The organism is Mesorhizobium sp. RSR565B, from assembly GCF_054719465.1.
In genome coordinates, this window is the sequence record NZ_JBTTIE010000001.1 from 6,086,049 (window position 1) to 6,108,056 (window position 22,008).

A 22,008-nucleotide genomic window follows, 5' to 3' on the forward strand; every position below is an offset into this window, starting at 1 on the left:
GCCGCGCCAGATATGTCAGGGGGCGACGTCCTTGGTCGGGAAGCCGCAGGACGTTCCGAGGTTGCGGTAGGCCTTGGTGAAGCCATCCATCGGGATGCTGGCGACAGCCTGCTTGCCGAACGTCACATCGAGCGAGATGACCTGGCGCATGGCCCGCAACAAAGCGAGACTGGTCTTGGCCTGGTTGTCGACGGTCCAGCTCGGGCGGCCGGCATCATTGGAATAGACGGTCGCGGAAACCTTGACGCCGGGGTCGCCAAAGGTCGCGGCGATCTTCTTGCCGGTCGGCAGCTCCTTGTTGGCGATGGTGAACATGATCGCCGGATAGGCATCGGGCGGCAGGGCGTCGCCAGTCGAGATCGAAAGCGTCAGCGTGCCGGCATTGCCGTTGCCGTCGACAAAGGCTGTCGAGGCCGCACAGGTCTTGTGCGAATCCTGGCCGGTGTCGAGCGCATCGATGATGGTGGTCCACCTGCCAAAGGTGTTGGTGGCCGGGATATCCGTGCCCGGCTGCGTCTGCTCCTGGGCGATCGCGCCTGACGCGGTGAAAGCGGCAAGCGAGCCGATGAAGGCCAGAACGGCAGGACGGAACATGCGCATCGTCAGATCTCCAACAGGCCGCGCCGCCCGGACAGCAAGCGGCGCAGAGCGCGGGATAAAAGACGAAGCGCCGCTGGTGGTCAACCGAGATAGGGATAGAGCGGGAAACGATCGGTCAGCGCCACGACCTTTGCCTTCACCGCCGCTTCCACAGCCGCATTGCCTTCGTCGGAATTGGCGACCTTCAGCCCGTCCAGCACTTCGGCGATCAGCTTGCCGATCTCGCGGAACTCGGCCTGGCCGAAGCCGCGCGTGGTGCCGGCCGGCGTGCCTAGACGCACGCCAGAGGTGACGAAAGGCTTTTCCGGATCGAACGGGATGCCGTTCTTGTTGCAGGTGATGTTGGCGCGGCCGAGCGCTGCCTCGGCGCGCTTGCCGGTGGCGTTCTTGGGCCTGAGATCGACCAGCATCAGATGGTTGTCGGTGCCGCCGGAGACGATGTCGAGGCCGGTTTCCTTGAGGCTCGACGCCAGCGCCTTCGCGTTGGCGGCGACACTCTCGGCATAGAGCTTGAAGCTCGGCTTCAGCGCCTCGCCGAAGGCGACGGCCTTGGCGGCGATGACATGCATCAGCGGGCCGCCCTGCAGGCCGGGGAAAACCGCCGAGTTCATCTTCTTGGCGATGTCCTCGTCATTGCACAGGATCATGCCGCCGCGCGGGCCTCGCAACGATTTGTGCGTGGTCGTGGTCACGACATGGGCGTGCGGCAGCGGTGACGGATGCACGCCGCCGGCAACCAGGCCGGCGATATGGGCCATGTCGACCATCAGATAGGCGCCGACCGCATCGGCGATCTCGCGAAAGCGCTTCCAGTCCCAGATGCGCGAATAGGCGGTGCCGCCGGCCAGGATCAGCTTTGGCTTGGTCTCATGTGCGGTCTTTTCGATCGCGTCCATGTCGAGCAGATGGTCGTCCTTGCGCACGCCGTAGGAAACGACTTTGAACCATTTGCCGCTCATATTGACGGGCGAACCGTGCGTCAGGTGGCCGCCGGAATTCAGGTCGAGGCCCATGAAGGTGTCGCCGGGCTGCAGCAGCGCCAGGAAGACCGCCTGGTTCATCTGGCTGCCGGAATTCGGCTGGACATTGGCGAAGTTGCAGCCGAACAGCTTTTTGGCGCGCTCGATAGCGAGTTCCTCGGCGACGTCGACGAACTGGCAGCCGCCATAATAGCGCTTGCCCGGATAACCCTCGGCGTATTTGTTGGTCATGATCGAGCCCTGCGCCTCGAGCACGGCGCGCGAAACGATGTTTTCCGAGGCGATCAGCTCGATCTCGTGACGCTGGCGGCCAAGCTCGTTGCGGATCGAGCCGAAGATCTCCGGATCGGCATCTTCCAGCGTGGTTTCGAAGAAGGATTCGAACTTGTTCGACGCTGCCGCTGCAGTTGCCATGGCCTGAAATCCTTCGGTTCGGGGCATCTATCTATGCATATCGCTGCCCCGAAACCGCTGCACGGTTCCGGGCGACATGCATTGCCGCGCCATTAACACAGTTGTTTTCGCCTCGCCACGTTTGCAGCGCGAAATTTGCTGGCCGGATTGCGCCAGAGCGGCCCTGAACCGCTATTTTCGCTCCTGCCGCCCCTGCAGCAAGGCTTCGGTGAGCGTGATCTCGGTAAACAGCGCCCGCGCCGTATGGTCGTTGATCGCGCCGCTGCTTAACAGGTCGCGCACGGCGATGCGCTCGGCCTCGATGCCGGCAAGCCGCATTTCGAGCTCCAGCCGCCCGGCTTCGCGGGCCTCTGCCCGGGCGTCGTCGGCCTCGTCCGAAGTGGCGATCCGGCGCCGGTAGCCGGCGACGATGTTTTCGGCGGCGGCAAGCCTGGCGCCGGGCACCTCGCCCTGGTCGTCGTCGCTGGCGCCCGCCATGCTTTCGACGCGGGCGATGGCCGCCTTGGCGGCGCCGATGCGGGCGAGACGCTCCTCGATGGCGCTGCCATCCTCGCCCGGCTCGACCAGCCCGCGCGCTATCTTCGGCAGCGCCACGCTGGCGATGGCGAGCGAACAGATGATGACGCCGGCGGCGAGGAAGATCACCAGGTCGCGCGCGGGAAAAGGCGAGCCGTCCGGCATGGCGAGCGGGAGCGACAGGATGCCGGCCAGCGTGATCGCGCCGCGCACGCCCGCCACCGAGCCGGCAAGCCGCACACGCATCCCGAACGGCTCGGCCTTGCGCTTTCCCCATTTTGCCTTGAGGCCTGCCGCGATGTCGCCGACCCAGATCCAGAGGAAGCGCAGCGCGATCAGGCACAGCGTCAGCGCAATCACCGTCGCGACCGGCTGGATGATCGGGTAATGGCCAGTCAGTTCGGGCGGCACGCGGCGAATGATTTCGGGAAGCTGCATGCCGAGCACGATGAACAGCGCGCCATTGTAGACGAAGGACAAGGTTGTCCACAGCGAGATCGTCTGCATGCGCGCCGAGACGCCGAGGAAGCGGAAGACGCCGGAGCCGCCGGTCAAAAGCCCGGCGGTGACCGCCGCCAGAATGCCTGAGGCATGCAGATGTTCGGCGACGAGATAGGCAATGAAGGGCAGCAGGACCATGACCAGAACCTGCGCCTCGGCCGGAACGCCGCCGATGCGATTCAGAAGCTGCAGGAGCCTGGCGGCGATGAACAACGCGGCGATGCCGGCCAGGATGCCGATGGCGACGGCATAAAAGAAGCTCAGCGATGCATCGGCGAAGGAAAAGCTGCCGGTCACGGCGGCGGCGACGGCGAAGCGGAACATGACCAGGCCCGAGGCGTCGTTGAGCAGCGCCTCGCCTTCCAGAATATGCATCAGCCGCGCCGGCACCAGGCTTCTGTCGACGATCGAGGACACCGCCACGGCGTCGGTCGGGGACAGCACGGCAGCGAGCGCGAAGGCGACGACCAGCGGGATGCTCGGCACCAACCAGTGCAAGGCATAACCGAAGCCGACAATGGTAAAGAAGACCAGCCCGATGGCCAGATCGAGGATCGGTCCGCGCAGCGCGATCAGCTCGCGTTTGGGCGCTCCATAGGCATCGCCGAACAAAAGCGGCGGGATGAACACCAGCAGGAAGAGTTCGGGGTCGATCTCGACATGGATGCCTTTCACCGGCCAGGCGAGCGCGGCGCCGATGGCAATCTGCAGCACCGGCAGCGGCACCCGAACCAACCGCACCAGTGCGCCGGAAAGAGCGACGAAGACCAGCACGGCGAGGATGAAGATTGCGACCTGCATGGCGCGATTCCGGCTGTTTTGAGGACCATGCGCAATTGCCGTTAGTCCGTCCAGATGGGCCTGCGGCGCAACGTCCGGCAGTGTTCATGGCCTGCATGGCTGGCGGCCACCAGTCTTCTTCTGTTGGGATGTCGAACGGAAAAGGCCACCTTGCGGTGGCCTTTCCTGAAGGAGATCAGCCGCTTAGAGCGAAGAGGTGATCTGCAGTTCGCTGGCGCCATCGAGCGCGTAGACGTCGTCGCGGAACTGCACGACGCCCGGACCCGTCGACCAGGCCGACACATAGAGGAAGTGGACCGGAACCGGGTTGACGACCTGCACCGGCGTGTTCTCGCCGGTCTTGATGGTCGCCTCGAAATGCTGGCGGTCCCAGCCGGGTGTGTCGCGCAGGACCCATGTGACGAGGTCGCGCACGTTCTGGACACGCACGCAGCCCGAGGAATCGAAGCGCATCATCTTGCCGAACAGGCTTTGCTGCGGCGTATCGTGCATGTAGACGCCGTCGGGGCTGGGGAAGTTGATCTTCACCGAGGCCATGGCGTTGCCGGAACCCGGATCCTGGCGGAAGCGGTATTTTGCGGCATCATCCGTCGACCAGTCGACAGTCATCGGATCGACTTCGCTGCCATCAGGCGCAAACAGCCGGATGTGGCTGTCCTTGAGATAGTCGGGGTTCTTCCGCATCAGCGGAATGATGTCCTTGCGCACGATCGAGACCGGCGCGTTCCAGTAAGGATTGACGATGATCTCGTTGATCTTGGAATTGACCACCGGGGTCTGGCGGTCGATCTTGCCGACGATTGCGGTGTGGCGCAGCACGACGCGATCGTTCTCGACCGCCTCGATCTGTGCCGCCGGGATATCGACCAGCACATAACGGCTGCCCAGCGTGCCGGCCTTTTCGCGCAGGCGCTCCAGATTGGTCTGCAGCTGACCGAGGCGGATCTGCGCCGAAACGTTCATCGCCGCATAAGTGTATTTGCCCATGGCGCCGTCGGCCGGCAGGCCATGGCGCGCCTGGAAGCGCTTGACCGCGGCGTCGACGTAGGAATCGAACGACGTCGAAATGCCGGCGCTCTGCGCCAGGTCGCCCGAAATCATCAGCCGCTTGCGCAGCGGCACCACGTCCGGATCGTCGACGCCAAGCTGCAGCTTCTTGGTCGCCGGCACCTCGCCCCAGCCGCCCTGGGCGACGATGTTCTGATACTGCGCCACCGCCTGTTCGGTGAAGGCGACCGTCTGCAGGCTGAAGATCGGCAGCGTCGAGGCGACCTTGCCGCCTTCCGAGGCGCGGGCGTCGAACTGGTCGTCCCAATTGCCGCGGGCCGAAGATTTCAGGATATCGTCGATGACATCCTGCGCGCTGGCGGCATTGGCAACCATGGCGACGGCGAGCGCGGAGGCTCCAGAAAGGAAAAAGCGGCGGCTGGTTCTCATGGACGTTCCAGACATTCTTGTCGTGTTTGGCTTGTAGCGTTTGGCTGTTGCAGCGTTCGGCTACGTGCTCGATGTTGGGCGATATCGCCCGCACTTTAAAGTTGGCACTGTTAACAATTAGCCAACCATGACCTGCGTCACCTGGCCGTCAAAAGCGGACGGCGATGCGACCTTACAGGCGCGCGAACAGCTTTCGCCGCCGCATACCCACACCCCTCGCTTCCACCGCGAATATGGCGGCAACGTGGCTTTGCGCCGAATTGGAAGCGCAGGCGGCTCGAAAAAGAAAAGGCCGGTGCTTTTCGGCACCGGCCTGTTGGCTGAGACTTTCCTCCGGCCGCGCTTCTTCCGGCGCAGCTGCTATTCAGTGCCGCGTCTTACATCCGATAAGCGATGGTGTCGTTCCAGAAGCGGTCGAGGCGCTGCAGCGCGCGGTTCATCTGCTTGAACTCTTCGCTGTTGATGCCGCCGACCTGTTCGATCGAGCCGACATGGCGCTCATAGAGACCGGCGACGACTTCCGCCACTTCATTGCCCTTCGGCGTCAGCGAAACGCGGACCGAACGGCGGTCGATGCGCGAGCGCTGGTGGTTGATGAAGCCGAGATCGACCAGCTTCTTCAGATTGTAGGAGACGTTCGAGCCGAGATAGTAGCCACGCGAGCGCAGCTCGCCGGCGGTCAATTCGGAATTGCCGATATTGAACAGAAGCAGCGCCTGGATGGCATTGATGTCGGAACGGCCGTTGCGGTCGAACTCGTCCTTGATCACGTCAAGCAGACGGCGATGCAAACGCTCCACCAGCTGAAGCGATTCCATGTAAAGCGAACGGATAGCCTCGCGGCGATCGTCGGATACGTTGGCGGTCTTCGCCGCCGGACGCGAATTGATCATTGTCTTTGCCTCTCGTTTGTCGCCCTGGTGATTTTTTGTTTTTCACCTTGATTGCGACACTATCGAATACTCATAAAATTCGACTTAAACGCTAGGGCTAACAAGAGCTTACCGGTAATAGGTTTCGCAAGACGCTTAACGAACGGTCACCCGAGCAAGGATAATTAACCTAAAGATTTAGCCAATGGCTGCGGGGCGGCGTTTCAGGCGCGCGCGGGCGCTTGCGCATCCAGATGACGATGCGGAAGGCGATGTAGAGCAGCGCGACCGCGGCATGCGAGAAGACGATCAGCGGCCGGTGGCCGTACAGATCGGGGAAGCCGGCATACATGATGGTCTCGGTCACCGCGCAGATGAACCAGATCACCGGGCCCCACGACGCCAGCATCCAGAGGCCGGCGGCGGCGAAGGGGAAGAACACGGCCAGCATCACCGCCACGACCTGCCAGTGCACCGGCATCAGGTCGAAGCGCCACAGCGGGCCGGGATAAAAGCCGATCAGCCGGATCCAGTACAGGATGCCGAACAGCAGGCAATAGCCCGCTATGACGCGCTGGAACCAGGCGAAGATGATCTCGACACCCGAGGGCTGCAGCACGATGCGCCGCGACGTGACTTCGCTCACAGTTCGAGCTCCCGTTCGAGCGGCGCGAAATAGGCGTCCACCGAAGCAGCGTCGACCTCGGCCAGGCTTGCCGGCCGCCACTGCGGCGTCGAACCCTTGTCGACGAGGACGGCGCGGATGCCTTCATAGAAGTCGTGCCCGGCCAGCATGCGGTTGAGGATGCGGAACTCCATCTTCATGCAGGCTTCCATCGACAGCGTCAGCCCGGCGCTGATCTGGCGCCAGGCGACATTGAGGCTGGTGGGCGAGCGGGTGCGGATGGTGGCCAGCGTCTTGGCGGCAAACTCGTCGGCGCCGGCCGCCCGCTCCAGGCTATCGAGGATTTCGGCGAGCGAGGGTTGGGAAAAATGCCGGGCGATGGCTTCCAGCACCGGCTGGGCGGTTTCGCGCCGGGCCGGCACGAAGAAGCCGCGCAGCACCGATTCCGGATCGCCATTGGCGCAGAGCCGATCGAGAAAGGCGGATTGGTCGGCGGCCTTTATGGTGTGGGTGGCCAGGCCAGACCACAGCGCATCGCCATAGCGGATGCGGTTGCCGGTCAGCGCCAGATACATGCCGAAACTGCCGCCAAGGTCGGGCAGAAGATGGCTGCCGCCGACATCGGGGAAGAAACCGATGCCGACTTCGGGCATGGCGAACTGGGCGTTCTCGGTCAGCACGCGCTGCGAGCCGTGGAACGAGATGCCGACGCCGCCGCCCATCACGATCCCGTCGATCAGCGCGACGTACGGCTTTTTGTAACTGTTAATGCGGGCGTTAAGCCGGTATTCGTCGGCGAAGAACTCGACCGGCGGCTTTCCGGCGCGGGCCTCGTAGACGTGCATGATGTCGCCGCCGGCGCAAAACGCCCTGCCCTCGGCCTTGACGACGACGACATCGATGCCGGCGTCGCGCTCAAAAGCGTCGAGCGCCTTGTCCAGCGCCTTGATCATGCGATGTGTCAGCGCATTGAGCGCCTGCGGCCGCGTCAGCGTGACGACGCCCGCCTTGCCCAACCGTTCGAAGCGGATCTCGTCGCCGCCGCCAAAATCCATCGTCAGAGAATCCCCTCCCCGCGCCTGCGGGACTGAAGTGCTAAAGGTGGCGCATGGGTGCGTCAACCGGCGGGCGCGGTTTGGATGTTCGCAAGGGAACGCGACCGTGCTTTGCCCCCGGCAGAAATGCGCGCAAAATTGCCGGGCAAAACAGCCTTTCTTCTGATGCAGGGACAAACGCATGACGCTTGAAACCGCAGCGCCGAGCCGTGGCTGGGGGATGCCGAAAAAGTTCGACCCGGATGATGTTCTCAGCCGCCCGCTGATGGCCAATCTGGCGACCGTGACCGCTGACGGCGCGCCGCGCAACGCGCCGATGTGGTTCATCTGGGAGGACGCTGCGATCTGGCTGCTCGGCTCGACCGGCGCAAGTGCTGTCAAACACCTCGAACGTGACCCGCGCTGCGCCGTGGAGATCGTCCATTTCGACAATGAGGCCGGCATCCTGCTGCATCTCGGCCTGCGCGGCTCCGCCACCATCGAGCCGATGGCGCCGAACCGCTTCAAACGGCTGCTGCACAAATATCTCGGCCCGGAGGCGACCTGGAACCGCTGGTTCATCGACAATGTCGCCGACATCGGCCATCCGGACGGGCGCCTGATCCGGCTTGCCCCGAAGAGCATCTTCACCAACAATGTGTCGTTCTTCAAAACCGGCCCCGAGCTGGCGTGGCCGCCGAAGCCGTAAGCAGCGCGTTATCGACTGGCACAATCGTGTCGCATTGGTCAGCGGCAAGGCCTCGTGGTAAAAGCCGCCCCGACCCGGAGTTTTTGCGATGAACAAATTCACCCCCGCGACGAGCAACAAATTCGCACCGGCAAAGCCCGCCGGTGCGCGCAGCGTCGACGAGATCACCGGCAGCCGCCGCTTGCGGCGCATGCGCAAGGCCGACTGGTCGCGCCGCCTGGTGCAGGAAAACCGGCTTACGGTGAACGATCTGATCTGGCCGATCTTCGTGATCGACGGCAAGAACACGCGCGAGCCGATCGCCGCCATGCCCGGCGTCTTCCGCCTGTCGCTGGACCTCGCCGTCAAGGAGGCCGAGCGGGCCGCTAAGCTCGGCATTCCGGCGATCGCCACCTTCCCCAATGTTGAACTCAGCCTGCGCGACCAGACGGGATCGCACATCCTCGACCCGGAAAACATAATCAACCGCGCCACCCGCGCCATCAAGGACGCGGTGCCCGAGATCGGCATCATCACCGATGCCGCGCTCGATCCGTTCACCTCGCACGGCCATGACGGCATCTTGCGCGACGGCATCATCGTCAATGACGAGACAGTGGAACAGGTGACCGCCGCGGCCGTCATCCAGGCAGCGGCCGGCGCCGACATCATCGCGCCGTCCGACATGATGGACGGCCGCATCGGCGCCATCCGCGACGCACTCGACGCCAACGGTTTTTCGGATGTGGCGATCATGTCCTATGCGACGAAATTCGCCTCCGCCTTCTACGGCCCCTACCGCGAGGCGGTCGGCACCGCCGGCCTGCTCAAGGGCGACAAGAAGACCTACTATCTCGACCACGCCAATTCCGACGAAGCGGTGCGCGAGGCCGAGCAGGATATCGCCGAGGGCGCCGACATGCTGATGGTCAAGCCCGGCATGCCCTATCTCGACATCATCCGCCGGCTGAAGGACGAGTTCCAGATGCCGACCTTCGCCTACCAGGTTTCGGGCGAATATTCGATGATCAAGGCGGCGGCCGCCAATGGCTGGATCGACGGCGAGAAAGCGATGCTGGAATCGCTGCTCGCCTTCAAGCGCGCCGGCTGCGACGGCATCCTGACTTACTTCGCGCCGGAAGTGGCGCAGATGCTGAAGGGTTAGCCGGAACCTGGATGCTCCGGGTTCCGGCTTTTCCTCACGCCTTTGGCAAATAAGGAATCGTTCCGGCGAGATCGGTATCGTCGATCAGTTGGAAGCGGCTGTCGCTGCCCTTCTGACGCTCCGCCACAAACGGAGCGTATTGCGGATCGTTGGTGAAGGCTTCGGCTGCCTTTGCCGACGGAAACGCCATGATGGCGATCAGGCTGGTGTCGAGCGGCTTGCCCTCCAGCGTCTTCACATTGCCGCTGCGGGCGAGATACTTGCCGCCATGCTTGTGGACGAGGTCATGCACCGAAGCGGCATAGGCCGGCACCCATTTGTCGTCCTTCACCTTGATGTCTGCGATCACGTAAGCGGTCATTGTCCAACTCCTCATGGATCGGCACCGGACTGCCCGGTGACGTGACCGCTGCCTCGCATGGCGGCGCCGGACCGCTCCAGTCACAGAACTGTACCGGGGGTGCCAGTACAGCTTCTGTACTGGCTGAACTCAGGTTTTCTGAATAAGGTCCGGCAACATCTTTTGGAGCTCACCACATGACACAAGCCGGTTACAAGCAATTCTGCCCGCTCTCCATGGCCGCCGAGCTGCTCTGCACACGCTGGACCATGGTGCTGCTGCGCGAACTGGTGGCGGGATCGACCCGCTTCAACGATTTGCGCCGCGGCGTGCCGAAAATGTCGCCAACCCTTCTGTCGCAACGGCTCAAGGACCTCGAGGCCGGCGGCATCGTCGAGCGGACCGAGATCGCGACCGAGAAGGGCGTGTTCGAATACCGGCTGACCGAGGCGGGCCGGGATTTGCGCCCGGTTGTCGAGGCGATGGGGTTTTGGGGCCAGAAATGGGTCGAGGCCAGGCTGTCGCTCAAAAACCTCGATCCGTCGCTGCTGATGTGGGACATGCGGCGCAATCTGAACCCCAGTCCGCTGCCGGACGGGCGCACCGTGATACAATTCCTGTACCATGACCTGCCGGCGTCAAAACGATCGTGGTGGCTGATCGTCGAAAAGCAGGGCGAGGTCGATCTTTGCTGGTACGATCCGGGCTTCGACGTGGATCTCTACGTCTCGACCGATCTATGCACCATGACCTCGATCTGGATGGGGCTGACGACAGTTCACAAGGAACGCGACAAGATCAGCCTGACCGGCGATCTCGACGTCGCCGGCAAGATGCAGATCTGGCTTGGGCTCAGCCCGTTTGCGGTGATGCCGAAGCGCGTGGCGGCTTGAGGTCCCTGCGCATTCCACAGATCGCTTGCCTCTAAAAATACTAGTTGCAAAATGCAATCAGTTTGAATACTGATTGCAAATCACAACTGGTCACCAAAGGGAGTCTTCCATGTCCAAACTGCGCGTCAATGCCTTCACCTTGTCGCTCGACGGTTTCGGCGCCGGTCCTGACCAGGACCTGCAAAATCCGCTCGGCGTTGGTGGCGAAGATCTGCACAAATGGATGACCGGCACTCGCACCTTCCACGAGATGGTCGGCAAGGATGGCGGCAGCACCGATGTGGACGACCGGTTCACCGTCCGCAGCTTCGACAATGTCGGCGCCTGGATCCTCGGCCGCAACATGTTCGGCCCGATCCGCGGCGAATGGCCGGATGAGAACTGGAAGGGCTGGTGGGGCAACAACCCGCCCTATCACGTACCGACCTTCGTGCTGACCCATCACAAGCGCGACCCCATTGTGATGGAAGGCGGCACCATTTTCCGCTTCGTTACCGGCGGCATCCACGCCGCGCTCGAACAAGCAAAGGCTGCGGCCGGCGGCAAGGATGTCCGCGTCGGCGGCGGCGTTTCCACTATCCGGCAATATCTCAAGGAGAAGCTCATCGACGAGTTGCATCTGGCTGTGTCGCCAGTGTTGCTCGGGAGGGGCGAGAGCCTGTTTGCCGGGCTGGATATGCTGAAGCTGGGTTACCAGTGCACCGAGCAGGTGGCGACAGCGCTCGCCACGCATGTGACGATCAAGCGGGTGTAGTGGCGAAGTGATAGGCGCAGGCTTCTTTCTCCCCGTTCTACGGGGAGAAATGCCCGGCAGGCAATGAGGGGCAGCGCTGCTTTTGGAGGTTAGCAGCGTCCGACGACTGTGAATTCGCCGATGCCGGCGCTGCCCCTCATCCGCCCTTCGGGCACCTTCTCCCCGTGAAACGGGGAGAAGGAAAAGTGCTCAATACTTCTCCGGCACGTAAAGCTCGCGCGGCAGGACCTGGCGCTCGTACTCCGGGTTGAACACCCGCTCGGGCAGCGTGATTTCTTCGTGCGGCACGTCCTCATAGGGCAGCTGTTTGAGGAGATGGTCGATGCAGTTCAGCCGCGCCCGCTTCTTGTCGTTGCCTTCGACGATGTACCACGGTGCCTCTGGGATGTTGGTGCGGGCAAACGTCTCTTCCTTGGCCTTGGTGTACTGCTCCCAGCGCACGCGCGACTGCAGGTCCATCGGCGACAGCTTCCACTGCTTCATCGGATCGTGGATGCGCATCATGAAGCGCATCTGCTGTTCCTCGTCGGTGATCGAGAACCAGTATTTGACCAGCGTGACGCCGGAGCGGACCAGCATGCGCTCGAACTCCGGCACGTCGCGGAAGAACTCTTCGACCTGATCGGGTTCGGCAAAGCCCATCACCCGCTCGACGCCGGAGCGGTTGTACCAGGAGCGGTCGAACAGCACGATCTCGCCGCCGGCCGGCAGATGCGGCACGTAGCGCTGGAAATACCATTGTGACTTTTCGCGCTCGGTCGGCGCCGGCAGCGCCACGACGCGGCAGATGCGCGGGTTGAGGCGCTGGGTGATGCGCTTGATGACGCCGCCCTTGCCGGCGGAATCACGGCCCTCGAAAACCACCACTAGCTTCTTCTTGTGGTAGGCAACCCAGGACTGCAGCTTGATCAGTTCCGACTGCAAGCCGATCAGGTCGCGGAAATACTGCATGCGATCGATCGACGGCGGATGCGCGTTCTTGTAGATCTTGGCGATCTCCAACGACAGCGCCGGCTCCGAGATTTCCAGCTCATAGTCCTCGTCGAGCGTGTCGGCGAGTTCGGCTTCCAGCCAATCCCTGGCCGCAGAATTCTGCTTTAGCTCATTCATTTCCACTGCTCCGCTTGCCGGCTGACATGAAACCCTGAGCCGACTTGATATAGGCCGGCAATGACGGTTTTATTGCAAGCCGCCGGCCAGCCGGTCTTCACTGCAAAGCAGCGAGGCATTGCCGATCCAGCGCCCTGGCATGGCGACAAGCCGCTCAAATTGTCCTACAAATAGCGGACCCGTTCGGGCTTCCCCGCCCTTTCCTGCTAAAACCGCCTCCCCACCAAAACTACGAGGATCAGACATGGAATACCGCACGCTTGGCCGTTCCGGCTTGAAAGTTTCGGCGCTGACCTTGGGAACCATGACCTTCGGCGGCAGCGGGCCGTTCGCTGCCGTCGGCAATTCCGATCTCGCGGAGGCCTCGCGCATCATCGACACTTGCATCGATGCCGGCATCAATCTCATCGACACCGCCAATGTCTATTCCAACGGTCTGTCGGAAGAGATCATCGGCGAGGCGCTCGGCGGCAAGCGCAAGAACGACGTGCTGATCGCCTCCAAAGCGCGCATGCGGATCGGCAAGGGCCCCAATGACGAAGGCCTGTCGCGCCATCATCTGATCCGCGAATGCGAGAAGAGCCTGAAGCGCCTCAGGACCGATGTCATCGACATCTATTTCCTGCACGAATGGGACGGCGCGACGCCGCTCGAGGAAACCATCGCCGCGCTCGACACGCTGGTTGCCAAGGGCAAGATCCGCTATGTCGGCTGCTCCAACTATTCCGGCTGGCAGGTCATGAAGGCGCTCGGCATCAGCGACAGCCAGCACCAGCCGCGCTTCGTCACCCAGCAGATCCACTACACGCTGGAAGCACGCGAGGCCGAGTATGAGCTCTTGCCGATCTCGGTCGACCAGGGCCTTGGCGTTTTGGTGTGGAGCCCGCTCGCCGGCGGCCTGCTGTCGGGAAAATACCGCCGCGACAGTCCGACGGCGCGCCAGATCGGCGGCTGGTCGGAACCCCCGATCCGCGACGAGGATCGGCTGTGGCGGATTGTCGACGTGCTGGTCGATATCGGTGCGGCACGCGGCGTTTCGGCGGCCCAGGTGGCGCTGGCCTGGCTGCTCGGCCGGCCGGCCGTCAGCTCGCTGGTGATCGGGGCGCGCAACGAAGCCCAGTTGAAAGACAATCTCGCCGCGGCGAGCCTGACGCTGTCCTTTGATGAACGCCAGCGTCTCGATGCCGTCAGCCGGCCTCCGGTGCTCTATCCCTACTGGCACCAGCAGTTTACGGCGAAGGACCGCTTCGGCCCGGCCGATCTGGTTATGGACCGCAGCGTCATCTGACTTAAGGGCGCCGGAAGCCGCTAGCCCGCGATAAACCGCCAGACCTGCGGATCGGGCTCGATCTGGCCGCTGAGCACGAAATATTTGTAGAGCACGAGCAGGCAGATCGCCTGCTCGGCCCGCTCGTCGGCGAATTTGCGGCAATAGGCGTTGGCCGCCGCAACGATGCGCTGGGCCTCGGCCGGATGTTTCTCGAGATGGTGCACGCGCTCGGCCAGATCGCTGAAGTCGGGCGCCAGCGGCACATAATGGACATCGGGCTCGAGCTGCCCTTCCGCGAACCAGGTCTCATAGGTCGGCGGCGGCATCAGGCAGAGCGAGTTCGAGCTCATGATCCATTTCAGATTGGTCGCGACATCATTGCCTTCGAGCGAGATGATGTAGCGGTAGCGGCGCTGCTGATCGATGCTGAGATAGGGCTTGCGGTATTCCGCAGGTGCTGTCGCCCTCGGCGTGCCGACATCGCAGAACGGCAGATTGCGGGCTGCATCCAGCAACAAGGTGCGGATCGGATTGTTGAGTTCGCCGCGCCAAACGACGAGCGGATGCTTGTCGGCGAAGGCGACATCGTCGGCCGGCATGTAGAAATGACGGAACTTGTTCAGCTTGAACAGGACGCCGTTGCCGTTGTCGCCCGCTATCGGCCGGTCCTTGACGATCGACGGCATCTTCGGCACTTCGATGACGTCGCCGAATTCCAGGTCGATGCGCAGATCTGGGTCGAAATAACGGGTGAACTCCTTCAGATCGTAATAGTACATGCTGCGGTCCGACGGCAGCCGGCTGACCGGCACGGCCTCGGGGCTGGGGCTAAAAGGCTCCCGCAGCGTGTTGTAGTAATTGAGCCGCTGGCGGACCGATGCGTCGGAAAGCCTGGCCTGATCGAGCAGCCGGCCGAGCCGGCGCCGGAAAAGAACCGGCGGCGCGATGTCGCGCATGGCGTTGCGCGCATAGTAGATCAGCTTCTGTGCGTTTCTTTGAAGCGTGGCCATCGGTCGTTTTGATTCGAAATCGGTCGGCGGCGGCTCCAGCAACTGTCCCGCAGCCTTTTCTAAACCATTGTGTTCGCCATCACGCAAGTCCAGAACCGCTGGCATCTGCCCTCGCGGCGCTGTTGTGTTTGCCGGCCAATGCTTCTAGGCAGGATCAGGCACAGCGAAAGGAAACGATATGGCTCGACCACCGAATTACGGTCAGGAACGCAAAGAGCGCGACCGGCAGAAGGCCGCCAAGAAGGCGGAGAAGCTCGCCGCCAAGGTCGCGGCCAAGGAGCGCGCCGAGCCTGAGAACGAGGCAAGTTCGAAAACCGACACCGAGACAGAAAAATAGGCAAGACAGGATCACCGGCCCACGAAACGGGCCGGATCCTGGCAAAATGCCGGTCTGATCAGGCCGATGTGATCAGGCCGGGGCCTTGTCGCTGACGAAGACGTTGACCTCGCGCGCGGCGGCGATGAAGGCGCGTCTTGCTATCATCGCCGGCTTGTCGCCGGCCAGCGCGTCATGGCAGGCCTGCAGCGCTTCGCGGTGCTTGGGGCTGCGCTTGCCGGGCCAGCTGTTGAGCAGGTAATCGGAAGCCTCGCGCACCGTACGCAAGAGCTGAGTGCTTCCCTCCGTGCCCGACTTAACGGTCACGGGTGTTTCAAATCGGTTGTTTTCCATGGCCGCCTCTTACGCCATCGGCGTCCGCGAAGCGAGGCCGAAAGCGGATGGCGTCGGCGTTCTTTCGTTTTCGTGACCGGTATCAAGCGGCGACGACAGCAAAACCCCTGGCGCGCAGGCCGCGCCGGTCATTGTGCAACGACGTCACCAGGCGGGCGCGGCTGCCGGCTATATGGGCGGAAAGTCGCGCCGCCGCCGCATCGGCATCGCCGGCCCGCACCGCTGCCAGAATGGCGTGATGCTCGCTCCAGGCGCGGCCAAGGGCCGCCTCGTCGCGCACCTCCAGCCAGCGCGCCCGCGACAGCCGCGTCATGGCATCGCGCACGGCCCGAAACAGGAACTCGTTGCCGGAGAGCCGCGCCAGTTCGATATGGAAATCCATGCCGACGCGGTGCCATTCCTCGCGCGGCGTGGCAGTGTCGCAGGAGTCCAGCATCGCCTTGACGACATCGGCTGCGCTCCTGTCGGCCAGCGCCGAAGTCAGCCTGACCGCCGCGACCTCGACGGCTTCGCGGTACACCGCGATCTGTTCCAGTTCGGCAAGGTTGATCGGCGACACGGTCCAACCGCGCCCGTCGCGGCAGATCAGCCCTTCCGTCTCCAGCCGCAGCAGGGCTGCCCTGACCGGCGTGCGCGAGGCGCCGAAGCGGCTCTCGATCCAGCGCTCCGTCAGCCGCTCGCCAGGACCGACCTCGAGGCCAAGGATCATCTCGCGAAGCGCTTTTTCGACGATGTGCATCTGCGACATAGTTGCTTCCATTGCTGGCGATCGGCCTTGCCCGTTGGTCTTGCCGATCACATTGAGAGCGCCTGATTGACAGCAGCCGGGCTTTGCGTCCATGAGGGTACCAAGTTGGTATCCCAAATTGGTATCCGCAGCAAGCGGACAGGACAGGACATGCCGCAGGACAGTGCAGCGCGGGCCGCCGAAGTGCCTTCCACCTACAACATTCATTGGCGGCGCAACCTGTTCGTGTGCTTTGCCGGATCGTTCAGCACGCTTGTGGCGATGACGTTGCTGCTGCCGTTCCTGCCGCTCTATGTCGAACAGCTGGGCGCCGTGGGCCACGCGGCGATCGTGCAATGGTCCGGCATCGCTTTCGGCGCCACCTTCCTTGCCGCCGCCCTTGTCGCGCCACTGTGGGGACGGCTGGGTGACCGTTATGGCCGCAAGGTGATGCTGGTGCGCGCCAGTTTCGGCATGGCGATCTGCATGTCGCTGACCGGCATGGTGCAGACCGTCTGGCAATTGGTGCTTTTGCGCCTGTTGATCGGCTTTGCCGGCGGTTATTCCTCAGGCTCGACGATCCTTGTCGCCATGCAGACGCCGAAGGAGCGCTCCGGCTGGGCGCTTGGCGTGCTGTCGGCCGGCATCACCGCAGGCTCCCTGGTCGGCCCGTTGCTTGGCGGCGCGCTGCCGCCATTGATCGGTATTCGCGCCACCTTCCTCATCGCGGGCGGCGTCATTTTCCTGGCGGCGCTGGCGACGACGTTCCTGATAAAGGAGATGCCTCGCCCGCCAGTACAGGCAAAACGCGAGGAGAAACCAAAGGGAAGTTGGGCGCAGATCCCCGACAAACGCCCTGTCGTGGCCATGCTGGCGACCGGCATGCTGTTCACCTTCGCCAACATGTCGATCGAGCCGATCATCACCGTCTACGTCCAGCAACTGGTCGCGGACGCAAGCCGGGTGACCCTGGTCTCAGGTGTCGTCATGTCGGCGGCCGCACTCGGCGCCATCCTGTCGGCGTCACGGTTGGGCAAACTCGCCGACCGCATCGGCCACTGGAACGTCATCGTCGCATCGCTGGCCGTCTCGGCTCTGCTGTTGATACCGCAGGCCTTCGTCACCGAGAGCTGGCAGTTGGTCGGGCTGCGGTTCCTTATGGGTCTGGTGCTGGGCGGGCTGTTGCCCTGCATCACCAGCGTCATCCGCCACAATGTTCCCGATGGGGTCGGCGGCAATGTGCTGGGCCTGGCAATCTCGGCGCAATATGTCGGCCAGGTTGCGGGGCCGCTGCTGGGCGGCTTCGTCGGCGGCCATTTCGGCATGCGCGCGGTGTTTCTCGGCACGTCGGTGCTGATGGCGGGCGGTACCGCGTATAATTGGCTGGCCCAGGCGCGCCGCACGCGCGACATGCTGGCGATATCGGAAAAATCCTGACAGACAGGTCGCGCCGCCTATCGTCAATCACGGAGCCCGAGAAATGAGCATCGCCGAGTCAGCACCAGCAAACAGCGCGCGCATCCTCGTTTTCGCCGGCGGCATTGCCGGCGCGGCGGGCGTGGCGCTGTCGGCGGCTTCAGCGCATCTCGGCGGCGCGTTCGTCGGCACGGCCGCATCCTTCCTGCTCATGCATGCGCCGGTGTTTTTGGCCGTCGGCCTCGCCGGCGCAAACCGGATCTTGCGGATCGGCAGCCTGGTGCTGCTCGTCGGGCTTGTTCTGTTCTGCGGCGATCTGCTGGCACGGGATTTCGTGGGATCGCGGCTGTTCCCGATGTCGGCGCCGATCGGCGGCACCTTGCTCATCGCGGGCTGGCTGGTGATCGCGGCCTCGGCGCTCGTGCGGCAACGGTCCTGACGAGCCAAGAACCGTGCCCCATCAGATATCACACGAGGCTTAATCCTGCCGGTTTTGCGGCAGCAGGTCGCGGTTGCGCTTGGCAGGCTTGGTCGGCCGCCGCCTTTCCGGCTGCTCCGTGGCAGGCGAGATACCCCAGTAGTTGCGATAAATGTCTTCGAACAGATGCTTCACGGGATGCATGTTCGTCTCCTCTTTAAGAACTTGAATCGATCCAATCAGCTGGCACGAAAATGCCGGGGCCGATCAGCTGCGCTTGCGTTTCACAAGGTATTGCAGGTCACGCCTCCACGGCCCGACCTTGTCGCGGCGCTTGCGGGTGGCGGCGTCGGAGACTATGCCCCAATCATTGCCATAGATGTCTTCGAACAGATAATTCACGGGATGCATGCCACCCTCCTCTTGAATCGATCCAAGTTGTACTTGGTGAATCCCTTGGATCGATTCAAATATAGACTCTCTCCGCCGTCCGATCAAGGGAAAATTTGAACCGATCCAACGAAAGTGCTAAACAGGCTCCGGTTCAGGAGACGAAAATGACGGCATTGACCTCCGGCAAGACGAGACCAGTGCGGCTTGCCGACATCGCCAAGGCGGCCGGGGTCTCGCACGGTACCGCGTCCAACGTGTTCGCTCGCCCGGAAATCGTGCGCGAAGAGGTCCGCGAGCGGGTCAAGGCGGCGGCGGAAGCGATGGGCTATGCCGGCCCGGATCCCAAGGGCCGGCTGCTGCGCGCCGGCAAGGTCAACGCCATCGGCGTGGCAACGGCAGAACCATTGTCCTATTTCTTCGACGATCCCTTTGCCCGCGTCATGATGGCCAGCATTTCGCAGGCCTGCGACGCCACCGGCGCCGGAATTTCGCTGGTCTCGGCCGCCAACAGCGAGCAGCTCGCCTGGAACATCCAGAGCGCCCTGGTCGACGGCTTCATCGTGTTCTGCATCGAGGGTGGGTCGCGGCTGGTCGAACTGGCGCGCGAACGCAAACTGCCTTTCGTGGCGCTTGATCTCGATTCGGAAAATGAGGCGGTCGCTGCGATCGGCGTCGACAACGTCGCCGGCGCGGGTCTGGCGGCGCGCCATCTGGCCGAGTTCGGCCATCGCAGCTTTGCCGTACTCGCCCTGGAATCTGCCGACGCTGGCTTTGGTCCCGTCACGCAGGAGCAAGTCGAGACGACATCCCTCTACTCGGGCACACGCGACCGTCTGCGTGGCTATTTCGGCGAGCTCTCCCGCTTCGGCATCGACGTCTCGCAAGTGCCAATCTACGAAACCCTCAATGACGAGGCGAGCGTTCGGGCCGGCCTCGATCATATTTTCGCGCTGCCGCAGACGCCGACGGCAATCCTGGCCATGTCGGACAAGATCGCGCTGCATGCGCTCGACTGGCTGCGCGAGCGTAACATTGCCGTGCCGGGCGATGTGTCAATCGTCGGCTTCGACGGCGTGCCGGAAGGCGCCGACTCCGAGCCGCCACTAACCACTGTCGCCCAGCCGATCGCCGAGATGGGCCGGCTGGCCGTCAAGGCGATCCTCGAAAATGACGGCTCGCAGCACCGGCAATTGCTGCCGGTCGATCTTGTGGTGCGGGGGTCGTCCGGCCCCTCGCCTGCTAGCTAGGCGGCTGATGTGGGATCATCGGCTTAGCCTTGGCATCGCGGGCATGCCGAAGGTCTGGTGAACGGCTGGCGCTTCTTTGCGAACCGGCTTTTTGCCCAAGCCGATGCCGGACAGCCACTCAAGATAGAAGGCGAGCGCGAATTGCATGGCGATGCCGGCCGAAATCAGCAAGACGTCATAGGCAAAGCCGCCCGGATTGATCAGCTTCATCACCTGCGCCGCCATGGCGATCAGCGTGCCGGCGAGGAACACCGGCAAGGAGCGCTTGCCGAGCAGGGCAAGCGGATGGTCCGGGCTGAGACGGAACAGGTTCGAGAAAGCCGGCAGGGCGACGATCAGATAGCTCACCGCCAATATGTGCAGGAGCCGCGGCAGCGACAGGAACGTCTTGTCGAAGCCGCCGATCACCACGGGCAGGTTAAACCACGTTATCTCGCCCCAGAGCGGGCTGTGCACCCAGACCGCCGCTGCCGCGACATAGGTCGCCGCGGCGCCCACCAGCCAACGATTGACGGGAATTGTGCCGCCGCGCCTGGCATGCAGCATGCCGGCAAGGCCGATGTTGAACAGGAATTGCCAGGACAGCGGGTTGAGGAACCAGAAGCCGGGCTCGGGATAGTTCGGCGGCGCGATCTGCCAGAGGCCGACGACGAGCCACAGCGCGCCGGAAAAGACCAGCGCCGGCAGCGGCCGGTAGCTGACGAAGAGCAGGAAGAGCGGCGCCATCAACAGCAGCGCCGCATAGACCGGCAGGATGTTGTTGTAGCCAAGCTGGTGGCCGAGCGTGACAATGCCGATCATGACCTCCGGCGTGTTCTTCATCAGCGGCTCGATGTTGATCAGCTTGAGCAGTTCCGGCCGCCGGCCGAACACCGCCGCGGCGCAGAACAACGCCATCACAACCATGGTGGTGACGATGTGGGCGCTGTAAAGCACGCCGGCCCGGCGCCACATCTTCAACATCGCCAGCAGCCGGCCGCCCGGCTGGAACTTGTTGCCATATGCGAGTGCGACCGACATGCCGGAAATCAGCACGAAGGCTTCCGCCGCGTCCGAGAATCCGAAATTCTTGTAGGTCAGCGTTTCGAAGACGGTGCCCGGCACGTGGTCGATATAGATGGTCAGGAGTGCGAGCGCACGGAACACGTCAATGCGCGTGTCGCGATCGGGGATACGCGGAGCGCGATCGGCGATACGCGGGGCGCGATCGGGCGGGACTGGCAGGGTCATCGACAAAAGGCCTCAAAGGAGAGCAAGGATGCTCGCGTTGTTCATGCCGGGATGCGACCATCGGCGCACACCGCTTCGATTCCTCCCGCAGGGAGCATATCGGCGCAGAAACGGTCTGAAATGAGCCTGTTGCAATCACATTTGGCGGAGCGTGAAAATATTCCGTTTTGAAGCTGGCAAAGGACCAATGTCTCCGTGAAAACAACGAGATATGAGCGTGCATCGATATAGCGACGAGAACGCCTTTCTGCATCAGGATCTGGCCTTTCCCTACCGCCTCCTCAAGCCGGAGAATGCCGGCGGCGAGAGCCTGTTTTTACTGCACGGATCGGGTGTCGACGAAACGACGATGGTGCCGATTGCGAGGCAGATCGCCCCCAACGCCACGCTGGTCGCGGTGCGTGGCCGCATCCGCCAAGAAGACGGCTTCCGCTGGTTCGAGCGGATCACGCCGACCAGTTTCGAACAGGCGAGCATCCGTGCCGAAACATCGTACTTTGCCGCCTTCGCAAGCGAGGCCGCAAAGCGCTACGGGCTCGACCTCGCCCGGGCGACTTTCCTCGGCTATTCCAACGGCGCCAATCTGGTTTCCAGCCTGATGCTGCTCAACTCCGGCCTCGTCCGAAAAGCGGCGTTGCTGAGAGCAATGCCCGTGCTTGACGATGCGCCGGCAACCAATCTGACCGGAACGCGCGTCCTGATTGTCGCTGGTGCCGCCGACGAGACCTACGGGCCGTTTGCGCCGCCACTGGTGACGCTGCTCAACAAACATGGCGCCGAGGTCGATGCGCGCATCGTGCCTTCAGGTCACGAAATCGGCGGCCCGGATGCCGCCATCGTCCGGCAATGGCTGGCGGGACCAGCATTGGTCGCACGCCAGGCAGGCTAGGAGACCTT

25 protein-coding genes are annotated in these 22,008 nt (G+C 63.2%); 10 read left to right on the forward strand and 15 right to left on the reverse strand.

The genetic code is table 11. The features are described 5' to 3' along the window. Window positions 1-15: 15 nt before the first annotated feature. The 7 genes from ACYG9R_RS29420 to ACYG9R_RS29450 all read right to left on the reverse strand — a co-directional run bounded on the left by ACYG9R_RS29420 (window position 16) and on the right by ACYG9R_RS29450 (window position 7,801). Entirely contained in the window at window positions 16-600 is a 585-nt protein-coding gene (locus ACYG9R_RS29420) for an invasion associated locus B family protein (protein WP_023689508.1), read from the reverse strand. A gap of 80 nt (window positions 601-680) precedes the next feature. Next, complete coding sequence (gene glyA, locus ACYG9R_RS29425; protein WP_023669349.1) at window positions 681-1,994, reverse strand: serine hydroxymethyltransferase; 1,314 nt, start codon at window positions 1,992-1,994, stop codon at window positions 681-683. Between the two features lie 171 nt (window positions 1,995-2,165). Continuing rightward, entirely contained in the window at window positions 2,166-3,812 is a 1,647-nt protein-coding gene (locus ACYG9R_RS29430; protein WP_023823269.1) for a Na+/H+ antiporter, read from the reverse strand. Window positions 3,813-3,995: 183 nt separating this feature from the next. Next, window positions 3,996-5,249 carry a L,D-transpeptidase family protein gene (locus ACYG9R_RS29435; RefSeq protein ID WP_023711542.1) on the reverse strand — a complete coding sequence of 418 codons (1,254 nt, stop codon included), beginning with the start codon at window positions 5,247-5,249 and terminating at the stop codon, window positions 3,996-3,998. Window positions 5,250-5,626: 377 nt separating this feature from the next. Further along, window positions 5,627-6,142: a transcriptional regulator LdtR gene (gene ldtR / locus ACYG9R_RS29440; protein ID WP_023672997.1), complete on the reverse strand. Its 516-nt coding sequence runs from the start codon at window positions 6,140-6,142 to the stop codon at window positions 5,627-5,629. A gap of 169 nt (window positions 6,143-6,311) precedes the next feature. After that, window positions 6,312-6,767, reverse strand: a complete 456-nt coding sequence (locus tag ACYG9R_RS29445) for a DUF6163 family protein (RefSeq protein WP_023823270.1) — start codon at window positions 6,765-6,767, stop codon at window positions 6,312-6,314. After that, window positions 6,764-7,801, reverse strand: coding sequence for an enoyl-CoA hydratase/isomerase family protein (locus ACYG9R_RS29450; protein ID WP_023823271.1), 1,038 nt, complete (start codon window positions 7,799-7,801; stop codon window positions 6,764-6,766). The genes ACYG9R_RS29445 and ACYG9R_RS29450 overlap by 4 nt, the downstream gene beginning before the upstream one ends. 181 nt (window positions 7,802-7,982) lie before the next feature. Here ACYG9R_RS29450 and ACYG9R_RS29455 point away from each other — a divergent pair, with 181 nt between their 5' ends. Both ACYG9R_RS29455 and hemB read left to right on the forward strand, forming a co-directional pair. Continuing rightward, window positions 7,983-8,489: a pyridoxamine 5'-phosphate oxidase family protein gene (locus tag ACYG9R_RS29455; protein ID WP_031199136.1), complete on the forward strand. Its 507-nt coding sequence runs from the start codon at window positions 7,983-7,985 to the stop codon at window positions 8,487-8,489. 88 nt (window positions 8,490-8,577) lie between these two features. Further along, on the forward strand, window positions 8,578-9,633 hold the full coding sequence (hemB, locus tag ACYG9R_RS29460; RefSeq protein WP_023743621.1) for a porphobilinogen synthase: 1,056 nt from the start codon (window positions 8,578-8,580) through the stop codon (window positions 9,631-9,633). Window positions 9,634-9,667: 34 nt separating this feature from the next. On the opposite strand, the gene ACYG9R_RS29465 is transcribed toward hemB, so the two are convergent. Further along, window positions 9,668-9,994 carry a DUF1330 domain-containing protein gene (locus ACYG9R_RS29465; RefSeq protein WP_023693250.1) on the reverse strand — a complete coding sequence of 109 codons (327 nt, stop codon included), beginning with the start codon at window positions 9,992-9,994 and terminating at the stop codon, window positions 9,668-9,670. A gap of 176 nt (window positions 9,995-10,170) precedes the next feature. On the opposite strand from ACYG9R_RS29465, the gene ACYG9R_RS29470 reads away from it, so the two are divergent. Both ACYG9R_RS29470 and ACYG9R_RS29475 read left to right on the forward strand, forming a co-directional pair. After that, window positions 10,171-10,866: a winged helix-turn-helix transcriptional regulator gene (locus ACYG9R_RS29470; RefSeq protein ID WP_023682403.1), complete on the forward strand. Its 696-nt coding sequence runs from the start codon at window positions 10,171-10,173 to the stop codon at window positions 10,864-10,866. Window positions 10,867-10,975: 109 nt separating this feature from the next. After that, window positions 10,976-11,620, forward strand: coding sequence for a dihydrofolate reductase family protein (locus ACYG9R_RS29475; protein ID WP_023689515.1), 645 nt, complete (start codon window positions 10,976-10,978; stop codon window positions 11,618-11,620). A gap of 189 nt (window positions 11,621-11,809) precedes the next feature. On the opposite strand, the gene ppk2 is transcribed toward ACYG9R_RS29475, so the two are convergent. Next, window positions 11,810-12,730 (reverse strand): polyphosphate kinase 2, encoded by a 921-nt coding sequence (ppk2, locus tag ACYG9R_RS29480; RefSeq protein WP_023689516.1) that lies wholly within the window; start codon window positions 12,728-12,730, stop codon window positions 11,810-11,812. Window positions 12,731-12,974: 244 nt separating this feature from the next. Between ppk2 and ACYG9R_RS29485 the strand changes: the two genes are divergently transcribed. Then, window positions 12,975-14,018 carry an aldo/keto reductase gene (locus ACYG9R_RS29485; protein ID WP_023823273.1) on the forward strand — a complete coding sequence of 348 codons (1,044 nt, stop codon included), beginning with the start codon at window positions 12,975-12,977 and terminating at the stop codon, window positions 14,016-14,018. Window positions 14,019-14,038: 20 nt separating this feature from the next. Here ACYG9R_RS29485 and ACYG9R_RS29490 read toward each other — a convergent pair whose 3' ends face one another. Continuing rightward, window positions 14,039-15,010, reverse strand: coding sequence for a glycosyl transferase family 90 (locus ACYG9R_RS29490; protein WP_023697459.1), 972 nt, complete (start codon window positions 15,008-15,010; stop codon window positions 14,039-14,041). 178 nt (window positions 15,011-15,188) lie between these two features. On the opposite strand from ACYG9R_RS29490, the gene ACYG9R_RS29495 reads away from it, so the two are divergent. Continuing rightward, window positions 15,189-15,347, forward strand: a complete 159-nt coding sequence (locus tag ACYG9R_RS29495; RefSeq protein ID WP_023673009.1) for a hypothetical protein — start codon at window positions 15,189-15,191, stop codon at window positions 15,345-15,347. A 72-nt stretch (window positions 15,348-15,419) separates the two neighbouring features. Here ACYG9R_RS29495 and ACYG9R_RS29500 read toward each other — a convergent pair whose 3' ends face one another. Next, on the reverse strand, window positions 15,420-15,653 hold the full coding sequence (locus ACYG9R_RS29500; RefSeq protein WP_245259900.1) for a DUF982 domain-containing protein: 234 nt from the start codon (window positions 15,651-15,653) through the stop codon (window positions 15,420-15,422). 109 nt (window positions 15,654-15,762) lie between these two features. Further along, the gene (locus tag ACYG9R_RS29505; RefSeq protein WP_023823274.1) at window positions 15,763-16,428 is read right to left on the reverse strand and encodes a GntR family transcriptional regulator; all 666 of its coding nucleotides are present in this window, start codon (window positions 16,426-16,428) and stop codon (window positions 15,763-15,765) included. A 150-nt stretch (window positions 16,429-16,578) separates the two neighbouring features. Between ACYG9R_RS29505 and ACYG9R_RS29510 the strand changes: the two genes are divergently transcribed. Both ACYG9R_RS29510 and ACYG9R_RS29515 read left to right on the forward strand, forming a co-directional pair. After that, window positions 16,579-17,844, forward strand: a complete 1,266-nt coding sequence (locus tag ACYG9R_RS29510) for a multidrug efflux MFS transporter (protein ID WP_023823275.1) — start codon at window positions 16,579-16,581, stop codon at window positions 17,842-17,844. Between the two features lie 43 nt (window positions 17,845-17,887). Beyond that, entirely contained in the window at window positions 17,888-18,262 is a 375-nt protein-coding gene (locus ACYG9R_RS29515; RefSeq protein ID WP_023673013.1) for a DUF423 domain-containing protein, read from the forward strand. A 39-nt stretch (window positions 18,263-18,301) separates the two neighbouring features. On the opposite strand, the gene ACYG9R_RS29520 is transcribed toward ACYG9R_RS29515, so the two are convergent. Both ACYG9R_RS29520 and ACYG9R_RS29525 read right to left on the reverse strand, forming a co-directional pair. Further along, window positions 18,302-18,445, reverse strand: coding sequence for a hypothetical protein (locus ACYG9R_RS29520; protein ID WP_023823276.1), 144 nt, complete (start codon window positions 18,443-18,445; stop codon window positions 18,302-18,304). A 63-nt stretch (window positions 18,446-18,508) separates the two neighbouring features. Continuing rightward, window positions 18,509-18,652 (reverse strand): hypothetical protein, encoded by a 144-nt coding sequence (locus tag ACYG9R_RS29525; protein WP_023705079.1) that lies wholly within the window; start codon window positions 18,650-18,652, stop codon window positions 18,509-18,511. A gap of 146 nt (window positions 18,653-18,798) precedes the next feature. Here ACYG9R_RS29525 and ACYG9R_RS29530 point away from each other — a divergent pair, with 146 nt between their 5' ends. After that, the gene (locus ACYG9R_RS29530; protein ID WP_023682412.1) at window positions 18,799-19,881 is read left to right on the forward strand and encodes a LacI family DNA-binding transcriptional regulator; all 1,083 of its coding nucleotides are present in this window, start codon (window positions 18,799-18,801) and stop codon (window positions 19,879-19,881) included. Between the two features lie 15 nt (window positions 19,882-19,896). On the opposite strand, the gene ACYG9R_RS29535 is transcribed toward ACYG9R_RS29530, so the two are convergent. Continuing rightward, window positions 19,897-21,111: an OpgC family protein gene (locus tag ACYG9R_RS29535; RefSeq protein ID WP_023823277.1), complete on the reverse strand. Its 1,215-nt coding sequence runs from the start codon at window positions 21,109-21,111 to the stop codon at window positions 19,897-19,899. 217 nt (window positions 21,112-21,328) lie between these two features. On the opposite strand from ACYG9R_RS29535, the gene ACYG9R_RS29540 reads away from it, so the two are divergent. Further along, complete coding sequence (locus ACYG9R_RS29540) at window positions 21,329-22,000, forward strand: alpha/beta hydrolase (protein WP_245260012.1); 672 nt, start codon at window positions 21,329-21,331, stop codon at window positions 21,998-22,000. The last annotated feature ends 8 nt before the right edge of the window (window positions 22,001-22,008 follow it).